Genomic DNA, 13,089 nt, shown 5'->3' on the forward strand with positions numbered 1-13,089 from the left:
TGCCAAGGGTTTGCTCGCTCTCCCGCATGGCGGGAGAGCAACCGGGGGAGAGGGCGGGCGCATCCACAGTGCGCCGGCATTGAAACCACCTCTCCCCGAGGCCAAACCATATTTAGCTTCCCCGCTCCACATGGCGCCTGCATGCCAGGCCGCCAGGGGGAGCCTTTTCGCCAAGACTGCCGAGACTGAGATGAATCTCTCGAAATTCTTTATCGACCGGCCTATCTTTGCCGGCGTGCTATCGGTGCTGATCTTCCTGATCGGCGCCATCTCGATGTTCAAGCTGCCGATCTCGGAGTATCCCGAGGTGGTGCCGCCGTCCGTGGTGGTGCGCGCGCAGTATCCCGGCGCCAACCCCAAGGTGATCGCCGCTACCGTGGCGTCTCCGCTGGAGGAGCAGATCAACGGCGTCGAAGACATGCTCTACATGTCGTCGCAATCCAATAGCGATGGCCTGCTGACGCTGACCGTGACCTTCAAGCTCGGCACCGATCCGGACAAGGCACAGCAACTCGTGCAGAACCGGGTGGCGCAGGCCGAACCGCGCTTGCCGGAGGACGTGCGCCGCCTCGGCATCACCACCGTCAAGAGCTCGCCCGACCTGACCATGGTGGTCCACCTGGTCTCGCCGAACGACCGCTACGACATGACCTACCTGCGCAACTACGCGGTGATCAACGTCAAGGACCGCCTGGCGCGGATCCAGGGCGTGGGCCAGGTGCAGTTGTTCGGCTCGGGCGACTACTCCATGCGCGTGTGGCTGAACCCGGAGAAGATGGCCGAGCGCAAGCTGGCCGCCGCCGACGTGGTCAAGGCCATCCGCGAGCAAAACGTGCAGGTGGCCGCCGGCGTGATCGGCGCCTCGCCGTCGCTGCCGGGCGCCGACCTGCAGCTTTCCGTGAACGCGCAGGGCCGGCTGGAAACGGTCGAGGCCTTCGGCGACATCATCGTGGCGACTTCGCCCGATGGCGGCGTGACGTACCTGAAGGACGTCGCCCGTATCGAGCTGGGCGCATCGGAATACGCGCTGCGCTCGCTGCTGGACAACAAGTCCGCGGTGGCCATTCCCATCTTCCAGGCACCGGGTTCCAACGCCATCCAGATCTCGGATGAGGTCCGCAAGACCATGGAGGAACTCAAGCAGAACTTCCCCGATGGCGTGGACTACAGCATCGTCTATGACCCGACCCAGTTCGTGCGCCATAGTATCGAGGCCGTCACCCACACGCTGTTCGAAGCCATCGCGCTGGTGGTGCTGGTGGTGATCCTGTTCCTGCAGACGTGGCGCGCTTCGGTGATTCCGCTGCTGGCGGTGCCGGTGTCCATCGTGGGTACGTTCGGGCTGATGCACGCGTTTGGCTTCTCCATCAACGCGTTGTCACTCTTCGGGCTGGTGCTGGCGATCGGTATCGTGGTGGATGATGCGATCGTGGTGGTGGAGAACGTCGAGCGGAATATTGCCGAGGGGCTGTCTCCGAAGGAGGCGACGTACAAGGCCATGCGCGAAGTCAGCGGCCCGATCATCGCCATCGCGCTGACGCTGATCGCCGTGTTCGTGCCGCTGGCCTTCATGACGGGCCTGACCGGCCAGTTCTACAAGCAGTTCGCGCTGACCATCGCCATCTCGACCATCATCTCGGCCTTCAACTCGCTGACGCTGTCGCCGGCATTGTCCGCGCTGCTGCTGCGCGGCCACGATGCGCCGAAGGACTGGCTGTCGCGCGCCATGGATCGGGTGCTGGGCGGCTTCTTTGCCCGCTTCAACCGCTTCTTCGGCGCCAGTGCCGACCGTTACGGCAAGGGCGTGAAGGGCGTGATCTCGCGCAAGACCGCGGTGTTCGGCGTGTACGCGGTGATGCTGGCGCTGACCTGGGGCGTGTTCCAGCTGGTGCCCAAGGGCTTCGTGCCGGCGCAGGACAAGCAGTACCTGGTGAGCTTCGCCAAGCTGCCTGACGGCGCCACGCTGGATCGCACCGAGGACGTGATTCGCCAGATGTCCGACATCGCGCTCAAGCAGCCCGGCGTGGAATCGGCGATTGCCTTCCCGGGCCTGTCGATCAACGGCTTCACCAATAGCCCGAGCGCCGGCATCGTGTTCGTCTCGCTCAAGCCGTTTGAAGAACGCAAGACCAAGGAGCTGTCGGGCAATGCCATCGCGCAGCAGCTCAACGGCAAGTACGCTTCGATCCAGGACGCTTTCATCGCCGTGTTCCCGCCGCCGCCGGTCCAGGGCCTGGGCACCATCGGTGGCTTCAAGCTGATGATCGAGGACCGTGCCGCGCTGGGCTACGACGCGCTGTTCGACGCCACCAACGCCTTCACCAACAAGGCGCGCGCCACGCCGGAGCTGGCAGGTATCTTCACCAACTACCAGGTCAACGTGCCGCAGCTCGACGTGAAGCTGGACCGCGTCAAGGCCAAGCAGCTGGGCGTGCCGGTGACGGACGTGTTCGATACACTGCAGACTTACCTCGGCTCGGCCTATGTCAACGACTTCAACAAGTTCGGCCGGACCTACCAGGTCAAGGTGCAGGCGGATGCGCAGTTCCGCGCGCACGCGGAGGACATCCTGCAACTGAAGACGCGCAACACCGCCGGCGAGATGGTGCCGCTGTCGTCGCTGCTCACCGTCAAGCAGGGGTTCGGCCCCGATAGCGTGGTGCGCTACAACGGCTTCACCGCCGCCGACATGAACGGCGGCCCGGCGCCGGGCTTCTCCTCGGGCCAGGCGCAAGCCGCGGCCGAGCGCATCGCCGCCGAGACGCTGCCCAAGGGCATCAAGTTCGAGTGGACCGACCTGACCTACCAGGACATCCTCGCCGGCAATGCGGGCGTGTGGATCTTCCCGCTGTGCGTGCTGCTGGTGTTCCTGGTGCTGGCCGCGCAGTACGAAAGCCTGACGCTGCCGCTGGCCGTGATCCTGATCGTGCCGCTCAGCCTGCTGGCCGCCATGACGGGCGTGTGGCTGACCCGTGGCGACAACAACATCTTCACGCAGATCGGTTTCATCGTCCTGGTGGGGCTGTCGGCGAAGAACGCGATCCTGATCGTGGAGTTTGCGCGGGAGCTGGAGCATGAAGGCCGCTCCATCGTGGCTGCGGCGATCGAAGCCAGCCGCCTGCGTCTGCGCCCGATCCTGATGACGTCGTTCGCGTTCATCATGGGTGTGGTGCCGCTGGTGGTGTCCACCGGCGCCGGCGCGGAGATGCGTCACGCGATGGGCGTGGCGGTGTTCGCGGGGATGCTGGGGGTGACGTTCTTCGGGCTGTTCCTGACGCCGGTGTTCTACGTGGCGCTGCGCATGCTGGCGACACGCGGCGAGCGCCGCAAGGTGTCGGACGCACCGTCGGCGAGCCACAAGGCTATCGCCTCCGCTGAATAAGGATGATCGAAATGAACGCAACCATGACATCCAGGATGACATCGCTACTGCCCGCGGCGCTGCCGCGCCTGGCCACGCTGGCCGTGGCCCTGGTCCTGGCGGGCTGCTCGCTGGCACCGACCTACAAGGTGCCGGAGAGCGCCACCGCCGCCACGCCCGCCTACAAGGAAGCCGAGGCCGCGCAGGCGGAAGGCGCCCAGTGGAAGGTGGCAACCCCGTCCGAAGGCGCGCAGCGCGGCGAATGGTGGAAGATCTTCGGCGATGCCGATCTCGACCGCCTGATTGACGCGGCGACCGAGTCCAACCAGGATCTCGCCATTGCCGCGGCCCGCGTCAAGCAGGCGCGCGCCTTCACCGGCGTGGCCGAGGCAGACCAGTACCCGCAGCTCAGCGTGGGCCTGGACCCGACCCGCACGCAGCTTTCGGCAGCCTCGCAAGGGCTGCCCGACGGCACGCGCGTATCGCCGCAGACGGTATTGCGGGCGCGCGCCATCGCCGGCTACGAGGTCGACCTGTTCGGCCGCGTGGCCGACAACGTCAAGGCGGCGCGGGCGGAGGGCGAAGCCGCTGAAGACCTGTACCGCTCGGTGCAGCTCGCGCTGCAAGCCGACGTGGCGCAGGCCTACTTTGCGCTGCGCACGCTGGACAGCGAGCGCGACCTGCTCAACGCCACCATCACGCTGCGCGAGGATGCGCTCAAGCTGCTCAAGCGTCGTTTCGACGAAGGCGAGACCACCGATCTGGATCCCGCCCGCGCCGAAGCCGAGCTGGGCACGGCACGGGCGGACCTGGCCGGCATCGAGCGCCGCCGCGCCAACCAGGAGCACGCGCTGGCGGTGCTGACCGGCGCGCCGCCGGGCGCCTTTACGCTGGCTGCGCGCCCGCTCGACGCCGCGCTGATCACGGTGCCGGCAGGACTGCCTTCGGACCTGCTGGAGCGCCGTCCCGATATCGCGCAGGCCGAGCGCCTGATGGCGGCGGCCAACGCGCGCATCGGTGTGGCCAAGTCGGCGTTCTTCCCGCGCATCACGCTGACCGGCTTGTTCGGATTCGAATCGAACGACTTGTCGAACCTGTTCAAGTGGTCGTCGCGTGCCTGGATGCTGGGGCCGCTGATAGGCAGCACGATTGCGCAGCCGATCCTGGACGGCGGCCGCAACAAGGCCAACCTGGCGGCGGCGCGCGCGCAGCACGAGGAAGCGGTGGCGGGCTATCGCCAGAGCGTGCTGACGGCGCTGCGCGAGGTGGAAGACAGCCTGGCCGATGTGCGCTGGCTGAGCCAGCAGGCCGGTGCGCTGGACGGCGCGCTGGGCGGCGCCCGGCGCGCGGCCAGGATCTCGCGCAGCCGGTATGAGGCCGGCGCGGTGGATTACCTGACGGTGATCGACGCCGACCGCACGGTGCTGCAGTCGCAGCGCGAGGCCAACCAGGTGGCCGGGCTGCGCGCTTCCGCGACGGTGGCGCTGGTGCGCAGGCTGGGTGGCGGTTGGGGGCCCTTGCCCGAGGCCACGCCCGAGATGGCACAGGCAGGCCCCGGCCCGCTGGCCGCGAGCCACTAAGCGCGTCTGCAAGCCGCGGCAACCGCCCTCGCGCGGTTGCCGCGCTTCATCCGATGCCGGCCCGACGCGGCCGGCAAAGCTGACTAAACTGGAAGCATCGCGGCCACACGCGCCGGAAGGGCCGCTGGCATTGCCGCAGTTGTCCTGCGCGCCATCCTTTCACGTTGCTCGCCATGAGACCGCACCGAACCCTTTTTGCTGCGCTGCTCATCCTGGTGGGCGCGGCCGCCATCCTGCTGCTGCCTGTGCCCCGCGCCTGGCGCGACGTTACGCATATCGTCAACGAGGTGACGATCGCGCAACCCGACGCGGTGGTCTTCGATTACGTCTCCACGCCCGCCAGCTGGCCCGACTGGCATCCGTCATCCCTGGCGGTGGCCGGCGCGGCGGATCATCCGCTGGTGCCTGGCGAGCAGGTTACCGAGACCTTCCTGGTGGCCGGGCGGCGTGGCAAGGTGGTGTGGACCGTGGTCGAGCGCAGCCGCCCCTCCGTCTGGATGATCCAGGGCACCATCGACGGGCGCGAGGCGGGAACGGTGCGCTACACGCTCGCCCCGACGCCGCAGGGCACGCGCTTCCGGCGCGACTTCAGCTACGCGGCGCCGAACCTTCTTTTCGCGCTGACCAACCGCCTGCTGTTGCGCAAGCGCATCGAGGCCGAATCCACCGAGGCGGTCACCCGGCTGCGCGCGGTGCTGGATGCCCGCAAGCCTGCGGCCGGGACGGGCGGCTGACCAGTGCGCCGCCTTTGCCGCCGGGATTGCCGGTCCGGGGCGTACCGTATACTGATCGGGCAAATCAATCGGAGCAGATGGTGTCGGAAGAAAACCCGGCGTCCAAGGCAGGACGCAACCCAGAACCAGTGAACGCGCCGGAGCCGGCAGCGGCGGCATTGCCGCCCAGGCCTGTTGCCCCGCCGACGCCGGATATCAACGATTGCTGCGGCAATGGCTGCGAGCCCTGCATTTTCGACCTGCACGCCGAGGCGATGGAGCGCTATCGCGCCGAACTCAAGGCGTGGCTGGCGCTCGCCGGCCAGACGGCGGACACCAGCGCGGGTGGCCCCGTTTTCTGAGCCGCCGGCGCCGGTTCGCCTGGCGAATACGCCACACGCAACGCACAAGGAGCCCCCCCGTGCCCGTGCCCGTTACCGACCAGCCTGTCCTGGCCGATCTCCATGCGTTCGTGCGGGGCCATCCCCGCCTGCTCGTACTGACCGGGGCCGGCATCAGCACCGATTCCGGCATCCCCGGCTACCGCGACGCGCAGGGCAACTGGCAGCGCACGCCGCCCGTGCAGGCGCAGGACTTCTTCCGCTCGCACGCGGTGCGCCAGCGCTATTGGGCGCGCAGCATGCTGGGCTGGCCGGTGCTTGCCAATGCGCAGCCGAACGCCGCGCACTTCGCGCTGGCGCAATTGCAAACCGCCGGCTTCCTGCGCCAGCTTGTGACGCAGAACGTGGACGGCCTGCACCAGCGCGCCGGCAGTACCGGCGTGATCGAACTGCACGGCCATGTTGGCAGCGTGATCTGCCTGGCTTGCGGCACGCGCCGGACACGGGCCTCGCTGCAATCGCAGCTGGAAGCCGAGAACCCCGACCTGGCGGCGTTGCGCGCCTTGCCCGCCTCCGATGGCGACGCCCATCTTGAACTGGCCAGCTTCGAGGCGGTACGCATTCCCGCCTGCGGACATTGCGGCGGCGTGCTGAAACCCGACGTGGTGTTCTTCGGGGAATCCGTGCCGAGGGAACGCGTGGATGCCAGCATGCTGGCGCTGGCGCAGGCCGATGCACTGCTGGTGATCGGTTCGTCGCTGACGGTGTTCTCGGGCTACCGCTTCTGCCTCGCCGCCGGCAAGCTGGGCAAGCCTGTCGCCGCGATCAACCTCGGCCAGACCCGTGCGGATGCGCTGCTCGCGCTGAAGGTGGATGTGTCTTGCGCGGCGGCGCTGACGGACCTGGTAGCGCGGCTGGACCTGCCCGCAGGCGCCGCCGGCTACTGAGGGGCCCCTGTGCAAAGGCTGCGGCGGGGCGCTGCCGCGGCCTTTGTCGTGGTCAGGCCTTCAGATGCCTGGCGAACCATTCGCGCGCGGCCTGGCTGGTCGTCTCGAAGTGCTCCAGGTATGGCGTGAAGTGGCCGCCGGGAATCATCAGCAATTGCTTGGGCTGCAGGGCTTGTTCATAGGCGGCCAGGCACAGGTCGGTGGCGGTCAGCACATCCCTGTCGGCGACGATCATCAGCAGCGGTGTCGGGCTGATGCGGGCTATGTGGATGCCCGGTTCGTTTTCCCGTGCCATCTCCGCGCTGCGCAGCGTGACCTCGTTGCGCCAGTTGGGCGCGAAGGCGGCGGTACCGGTGAAGAACTGATAGCTGTCGGCCCCGGCCATGGCGCACGGCGTGGCGGGATCCGCGCTGACGGCCGCCAGCATGGCCGGGGCTTCGCCGCGAAAGCGCGCCAGCCGGTCGGCTTCGAAGGACGCCAGGGCTGCCGGCACCAGGTCGGCGCGCGTGCGGCGCAACGCCGACAGGTAGCCGCTGATCTGCGGCACTTGCGATACCACGCATCCGACGCGCCGGTCCAGCGCCGCCACCTCGAGCACGTGGCCGCCGCTGTAGCTGCTGCCCCAGATGCCAATGCGGTCATGCGCAATGCCGGGCAGGCCGCACAGGTAGCTGATGGCATCGCGATAGCCGCGTTTTTGCAGCGCCGGGTCCACCTCCTGCCGGGGCGCGCCTTCGCTGGCGCCGAAGTTGCGGTGGTCGTAGACCAGCACCGCAAAGCCGGCGGCGGCGAAGACTTCGGCGTAACGGTCCAGGTACTGCTCCTTGACAGCGGAAAAGCCGTGCGCCATGACGATGGCGGGGCAGGCGTCCGCCGGCGTTTCATTGGCTTCATGCCGGGCTTCGTAGAGCCACCCGCGCAGGGTGACGCCCTCGGAGACGAATTCGATATCCGTACGTGCCATGTCCTGTTCCTGATCCTGTTCCTGTTGCCGTGGCGGTTCCCCGTTCCCCGCATCCCGCTCGCGGGAGCGCATGCCTGTCACGATACGCCTGGAGCGGCCCGGCCTCTGCGCGGCCCAGGTCAATCACTGCGCCGGATCGGACATCCTGGCGTATTGGCTGGGCGTGGTGCCCGTATAGCGCCGGAACATGGTGGCGAAGGCGCCGGCCGTGTCGTAGCCCAGGTCGGCGGCGATGGTGGCGACCGGCTCACCCGCCGCGAGGCGTGGCAGGGCGTACAAGAGGCGCGCCTGCTGGCGCCAGTGCACGAAGGAGATGCCTGTCCCGGCCACGAACAGCCGCGCCAGCGTACGGCTCGATGCGCCCACCTCCCGCGCCCACTCTGCCAGCGTGCGCGCATCGGCGGGATTCTCGCGCAGCGCGCCGCAGATGCGCGCAAGGCGGCGGTCCTGGCTGGCGGGCAGGCACAGCGGCTGCTCCGGCGACCATGCGAGTTCATCCAGCAGCACGCCGAGCAGGCGGTCTTCGCGTGCGGTGCCGGCGGGACCGAGCGGTAGCGCGGCGGCGCGCAGCATCAGTTCGCGCAGCAGGGGCGAGACATTGACCAGTTGCGGCAGCGCCGGCGTGGCCGCCGGGCACGCTTCGGGGCGGATATAGAGCGTGCGCAGCGATACCATGCCGCGGGCGCGCATGCCGTGCTGCACGCCTGCCGGCATCCATAGCGCGCGCTGCGGCGGGACCAGCCACAATGACTGGCCGGCCGTGACCTCGACCACCCCGGCAACCGCATAGATCAGTTGCGCGCGCTCGTGCCGATGGGCCGCAACCACGACGCCGTCGGGGAATTCCTTGGGCATGACCGCGGCCGGGCGCGCGCCATGCTGGTAGTCGAGCGGATTGGTGCTCTTTGGCGGGTTGGCGGCAGCGCGCGGTCCGGAGGCTGCGTCTTTGCGCGGAGGAGGCATGGCGTAGGACGAGGATGGCGCTGGTGCAAGAGCGATGCCATTGCCGCCAGCGAAATCCGGATTGTACGCAGCGCGCCGTGCTCAGGGATTGGGCCGGGCGAGCGGATTGCCGGGACCGGGTGCTGGCAGTGCTTGCCGCGCATCGTCCGCGTGCAGCGTGAAGCGGCCCGCCGCGTCGGGTCCGCCGACGATCTGCAGGCCTTGCCGCAGCAGCCAGGAACGGATCTCGGCCTCGGTGGCTTCCGGGCGGAACTGCGCGCGGATGTCGTTGCCGCCGGTGCCAGGGGCCCGGGGCGCCGCCGCCGGCGTTGCGCTGTCGCTGTTGTAGCGCCACAGCAGCAGGCCGGATTGCAGGATGGCCAGGGCGGCGGCAAGGGCTGCAAAGGGCCTGACCCAGCGGCCACCGCTGGCGGGGCCAGCCGGGGCGGCTGGTGGATGCGGCATGGGCCTTTCTTTCCTGCCCTCGCTGCTGCCGGCCGTGCTTGCCATTGTGTCTTGCGCACAGTCCGGCCGCCCGCCGCGCGCCGCCGGTTGGGTTACCGGTTGCGGCACCGGCAGCGCCACCTCAAGGCCAAAGCTGGCAATGCCGCGCGCCAGCAATCCACGGTAGGCATGGCGAGGATCATCGGGCCCGGCCAGCGGCGAGCCGGTCAGCGCATAGCCGCCCGGTACCTCGGCGCGGGCGACCACGCCTGGCCGTGCCAGGTTGCCGGCAGCGGCACCGCGATCCCATTCGCCGAGCCAGCGCACCATCGCCATGCGCTCGGCCGCGAGTACACCGAGGCAGGCGCCAAGCTGGTCGGCACGCGCCTGCACCCGCATGGCACAGCACACCATGCCGAGGCGCGGATCGAGCGGATCGTCGCCTTGCTCCAGCACCATGTCCATGGAGCCGGCATAGGCAGGGTCGGGCGTGGCGAGCCAGCCTTGCCAGCATTGTCCAGCGGGGCTCCAGCGGTCGAGCAGGACCGCGCCGAAGGCGGGGGCGTGGCGCAGCGCGCGGAACTGGCCGGGCGCCAGCGCCAGGGCGCGCAGGCTACGGGCCTGGGCCGAGCGCTCGAAGGCCGCGGCGAGCGCGGGCGGGATGGGCAGCGCTGTCCAGTCGGTGCCGGCCGCGGCGGTAGCGCCGTCCGCCTGGAGGGCGGGCAGCGGGCCCTCGTCGGCGACCTTGGCGGCATTGCCGGCTTCGAGCCGCGCGGCGACAACGCTCAGGCAGGGGTGGAGGGTGCTCATGCCGTGCGCTGGCTGGCGGCGGGGTCCGCCTGCCTTGCCTGCTCTGTCAATGCAATCGTGCAGAGAATGTCCAGCAGGGCTTGCGCGGCCTCGGTGTCGCCGCGGTTGGCGGGATCGAGGGGGGTGGTTCGCGTGCCGCTGCACAGCGTCTGCGTAAGCCAGCGGCTCAGCAGGGTCTGGCTGTGCGCCGGCGCCAGGTTCTGGCGCGCCGTGGAAAGGCGATCGCCGCCACGACGATGCACCAGCCCGAGCGAACCGGCGCCAAAGTGCCCGGCGGCAATACGTGCGGCCAGGCTGCCGCTCACCGTGCCGCCGCAACCGCAGGCGCGCAACAGCAAACGCGAGGCCTCGGGCAAGCCAGCCAGGAAAGCCCTGGCGCCGGCTTCGGCGGATTCGGGGCTGACGCCATACGCGTCGAGGCTGGCGCGATGGATCTGCCCGGCGCCCGGCTCGCAGGGCGGGTTCGCGAAGGGCGGCATGTCTGGCATGCCGCTGCGCTGCAGGTCGAGCAGGAAGCGGCGGAAGTAAAGGCGCAGGTCGTCCGCGTGCGCGGGGCCGTTGCGCCCCTCGCCGGGCATCACGCGCTCGATGAAGAACTGATGGCGCAGATCGGGCAAGGCGTCGTCGAGCGACGCGGCCTCGCGCGGGCGGTAGTTAGCCAGAACAGCCATCACGCGTTGATAGAACTCTTCCCACGCATCGCGCGAGAGCGTCTCCCGAGTGTTCCACAACGCCTTGATCCTGGGAAAGTGCTCCGAAGACAAGACTGGACCTTTCTATGGTTGTTGCTCTTGTTGTTTTTTCAGCGCTGGCTCTGTTTTGCCTGCCCGTCGCAGGCCGCATCCCTTGCCTGCCGGCAGAGCGGACGCGCATTGTAGCGCTTGCGCGCGAGGAAAAAGCGCACGCGGCGGCGCTTATCCGGTCCTTGCCGCGCCCCGGCTTACGCCCACTGGGCTCCTGCGGGCACCACCCCACGTCAGAGGGGATGTTTGTTGTGCTGCACATGACACCGATGGCGCCAGGGCAAGCTAGGGAATGCCACTACAGCACTGGCGCGGATATTGCATACAATCTCCCTGTTAATTCTGTGAAATTTCACAAGGCGATAAACATGCATTTGCCGGAACCGGACCAACCTGGTCGGGAGCAGGTTTGACGGAAGGGGCGCACCACTGTGGGGCGCGGCCGGGCCGGGGTGCCGCGCCATGAACACGCGCTTCGTCGAAGCCTTCATGTGGGTGGCCCGCCTCGGCAGCTTTCGCGCGGCGGCCGAGAAGCTGCATATCACCCAGGCCGCGATGTCCAATCGCATTGCCTCGCTGGAGCAGGAAATCGGCGCGCGCGTGTTCGAGCGCGAGGCGCGCGACCTGCGGCTCACGCCAGTGGGCCTGCGCCTGCTGGGTTACGGCGAACGGCTGCTGGAACTGCAGCGGGAGATCATGGTGCTGGGCCGCTCGGGCCATGAGTTGCTGGGGCTGGTGCGCATCGGCGCCATCGAGAGCGTGGTGCATACCTGGCTGGTGGATTTCCTGCGGCATCTGCAATCGTCCTATCCCGGTATCGAGGTGCAGATCACTTCGGAAACCACCGAAGGCCTGCACAAGACCTTGCGTGCCGGCGGCATCGATATCGCCTTGCAGACCGATCCCGCGGTGGGCGAGGGCATCACCAGCACGCCGTGCCTGCCGATGGCGATAGGGTGGATCGGGCCGGCCGGGACGGCACAGCCGGGTGAAGGAAAGCTGGCCTCGCTGCTGCAGCACCCGACCATCACCATGAGTCCCGGTTCGCAGCCGCACCTGGCGCTCAAGGAGCTGTACCGCAAGGCGGGGTTGCCGGTCGGCAAAGTGCACTGCGTCAGTTCCATCGCGGCCATCGTGCGCCTGGTGAAAGCCGGCTTTGGCAATGCGCTGATGCCGCTGGCGCCCGTGCGCGAAGAAGTCGAGCGCGGCGAGCTGCGCGTGATTGCGTGCGACGTGCCGCTGCCGCATCAGCGTCTGGTGGTAAGCCATCTCGATCACGCCGCGTCGGAGGCGATCCGGCTGGTCGCGGAGCTTGCGTGCCGCGAATCGGATCGCTTCGTGCGCTCGCTGCCCGCACCGTTCGCGCCGGAGTGAAGCTCCGCAGTGCGCTACGCTGGTGCGCGAACGCGGCCGGGTCGAACAGAAAAACTGATCGGAAACACGAAGAAAAACCCGTTTGTCGCGCGCGGTGATCGCGCCGATCATCAACTCACCGCTTTGGAATCAGCGTGGCAACCGGAGAGTTTGATGAGCGAGATGTTTGCGACCGAGAGTTTGGCGATGGAACGCCTGGCGGGGATCGCCCCGCAGGGCATGTTGTTCGTCGCGTCCAATGTGGACGCGGCCGATGAGGCAGATTTCAATCAGTGGTACGACCGCGAGCATGTCGAGGAGCGCGCCCGTATCGAAGGCTTTATCTCCGCGGCGCGCTATGAGGCCGTGCAGGGCGGCCCGAAGTATCTCGGCCTGTATCGCACCGAGTCGCTTGCGGCATTCACGTCCGCGGCCTACCAGGCGGCGTTCCGCCGCCAGACGCCGTGGTCCGTGGCCAACCTGGCGCGCATGCGCCAGCCGATGCGCCGCGTGAGCGAAGTCACCGCCACGGTCGGGCAGGGCAGCGGCAGCTGGCTCGCCGTATTGCCGCTGGCGCAGCCGGAGGACGCGCTGGCGCTGGTCGATCTCGCTGGCGAGGTGGGCGGGCAACTCTCCGCGCGGGCCGGTTTCGTCCAGTCCTACCTGCTGATGCCGGACGCGGAGCTGAGCCAGCCCTTGCCGAAGGAATGCCTGGCGGACCGGCAGTTGCTGCCCATCCTGGTGATCGAGAGCAGCGCCGCAGCCGCGAGCGAACTGGCATTGCAAGAAGCCGCTGAACGGCTGGGCGCCTCGCTGCAGCAGGCTGCCCGCTACGCACTCAAGTGGAAGCTCTTCGCGCGGGAGGTGGTGTGATGCACAACGCCAACACGA

The 13,089-nt window shown here is 68.4% G+C and carries 11 protein-coding genes; 7 read left to right on the forward strand and 4 right to left on the reverse strand.

The window, feature by feature from the left end; all coding sequences use genetic code 11:
• The first annotated feature begins 190 nt into the window (after positions 1-190).
• The 5 genes from AC1DS6_RS26820 to AC1DS6_RS26840 all read left to right on the forward strand — a co-directional run bounded on the left by AC1DS6_RS26820 (position 191) and on the right by AC1DS6_RS26840 (position 6,942).
• Positions 191-3,382 (forward strand): efflux RND transporter permease subunit, encoded by a 3,192-nt coding sequence (locus AC1DS6_RS26820; protein WP_477103511.1) that lies wholly within the window; start codon positions 191-193, stop codon positions 3,380-3,382.
• 35 nt (positions 3,383-3,417) lie between these two features.
• Positions 3,418-4,941, forward strand: coding sequence for an efflux transporter outer membrane subunit (locus tag AC1DS6_RS26825; protein WP_477103512.1), 1,524 nt, complete (start codon positions 3,418-3,420; stop codon positions 4,939-4,941).
• Between the two features lie 173 nt (positions 4,942-5,114).
• Positions 5,115-5,675, forward strand: coding sequence for an SRPBCC family protein (locus AC1DS6_RS26830; protein ID WP_477103513.1), 561 nt, complete (start codon positions 5,115-5,117; stop codon positions 5,673-5,675).
• Positions 5,676-5,752: 77 nt separating this feature from the next.
• On the forward strand, positions 5,753-6,016 hold the full coding sequence (locus AC1DS6_RS26835; RefSeq protein ID WP_441628802.1) for an oxidoreductase-like domain-containing protein: 264 nt from the start codon (positions 5,753-5,755) through the stop codon (positions 6,014-6,016).
• Between the two features lie 59 nt (positions 6,017-6,075).
• Positions 6,076-6,942, forward strand: a complete 867-nt coding sequence (locus AC1DS6_RS26840; RefSeq protein ID WP_441628804.1) for an NAD-dependent protein deacetylase — start codon at positions 6,076-6,078, stop codon at positions 6,940-6,942.
• Positions 6,943-6,994: 52 nt separating this feature from the next.
• Here the strand turns inward: AC1DS6_RS26840 and AC1DS6_RS26845 are convergent, their stop codons facing one another.
• The 4 genes from AC1DS6_RS26845 to AC1DS6_RS26860 all read right to left on the reverse strand — a co-directional run bounded on the left by AC1DS6_RS26845 (position 6,995) and on the right by AC1DS6_RS26860 (position 10,833).
• A complete protein-coding gene (locus AC1DS6_RS26845) occupies positions 6,995-7,906 on the reverse strand; it encodes an alpha/beta hydrolase (protein WP_441628806.1) in 912 nt (303 codons plus the stop codon).
• 123 nt (positions 7,907-8,029) lie between these two features.
• Positions 8,030-8,869 (reverse strand): AraC family transcriptional regulator, encoded by an 840-nt coding sequence (locus tag AC1DS6_RS26850; RefSeq protein ID WP_441628808.1) that lies wholly within the window; start codon positions 8,867-8,869, stop codon positions 8,030-8,032.
• 81 nt (positions 8,870-8,950) lie between these two features.
• Positions 8,951-10,102, reverse strand: coding sequence for a hypothetical protein (locus tag AC1DS6_RS26855; RefSeq protein ID WP_477103514.1), 1,152 nt, complete (start codon positions 10,100-10,102; stop codon positions 8,951-8,953).
• Positions 10,099-10,833 carry a hypothetical protein gene (locus AC1DS6_RS26860; RefSeq protein WP_441628812.1) on the reverse strand — a complete coding sequence of 245 codons (735 nt, stop codon included), beginning with the start codon at positions 10,831-10,833 and terminating at the stop codon, positions 10,099-10,101. Before AC1DS6_RS26860 ends, AC1DS6_RS26855 begins: the two co-directional genes overlap by 4 nt.
• Positions 10,834-11,307: 474 nt before the next feature.
• Here AC1DS6_RS26860 and AC1DS6_RS26865 point away from each other — a divergent pair, with 474 nt between their 5' ends.
• The gene (locus tag AC1DS6_RS26865) at positions 11,308-12,219 is read left to right on the forward strand and encodes a LysR family transcriptional regulator (protein WP_035859863.1); all 912 of its coding nucleotides are present in this window, start codon (positions 11,308-11,310) and stop codon (positions 12,217-12,219) included.
• Positions 12,220-12,372: 153 nt separating this feature from the next.
• Positions 12,373-13,071 (forward strand): hypothetical protein, encoded by a 699-nt coding sequence (locus AC1DS6_RS26870; RefSeq protein WP_441628814.1) that lies wholly within the window; start codon positions 12,373-12,375, stop codon positions 13,069-13,071.
• Positions 13,072-13,089 lie beyond the last annotated feature (18 nt).

The sequence above is a fragment of the Cupriavidus sp. 05L310 genome, assembly GCF_056398185.1.

Coding starts and splice junctions, on each gene's coding strand:
- AC1DS6_RS26820 (WP_477103511.1), top strand. CDS start 191: ATGAATCTCTCGAAATTCTTTATCGACCGGCCTATCTTTGCCGGCGTG.
- AC1DS6_RS26825 (WP_477103512.1), top strand. CDS start 3,418: ATGACATCGCTACTGCCCGCGGCGCTGCCGCGCCTGGCCACGCTGGCC.
- AC1DS6_RS26830 (WP_477103513.1), top strand. CDS start 5,115: ATGAGACCGCACCGAACCCTTTTTGCTGCGCTGCTCATCCTGGTGGGC.
- AC1DS6_RS26835 (WP_441628802.1), top strand. CDS start 5,753: ATGGTGTCGGAAGAAAACCCGGCGTCCAAGGCAGGACGCAACCCAGAA.
- AC1DS6_RS26845 (WP_441628806.1), bottom strand. CDS start 7,906: ATGGCACGTACGGATATCGAATTCGTCTCCGAGGGCGTCACCCTGCGC.
- AC1DS6_RS26850 (WP_441628808.1), bottom strand. CDS start 8,869: ATGCCTCCTCCGCGCAAAGACGCAGCCTCCGGACCGCGCGCTGCCGCC.
- AC1DS6_RS26855 (WP_477103514.1), bottom strand. CDS start 10,102: ATGAGCACCCTCCACCCCTGCCTGAGCGTTGTCGCCGCGCGGCTCGAA.
- AC1DS6_RS26865 (WP_035859863.1), top strand. CDS start 11,308: ATGAACACGCGCTTCGTCGAAGCCTTCATGTGGGTGGCCCGCCTCGGC.
- AC1DS6_RS26870 (WP_441628814.1), top strand. CDS start 12,373: ATGAGCGAGATGTTTGCGACCGAGAGTTTGGCGATGGAACGCCTGGCG.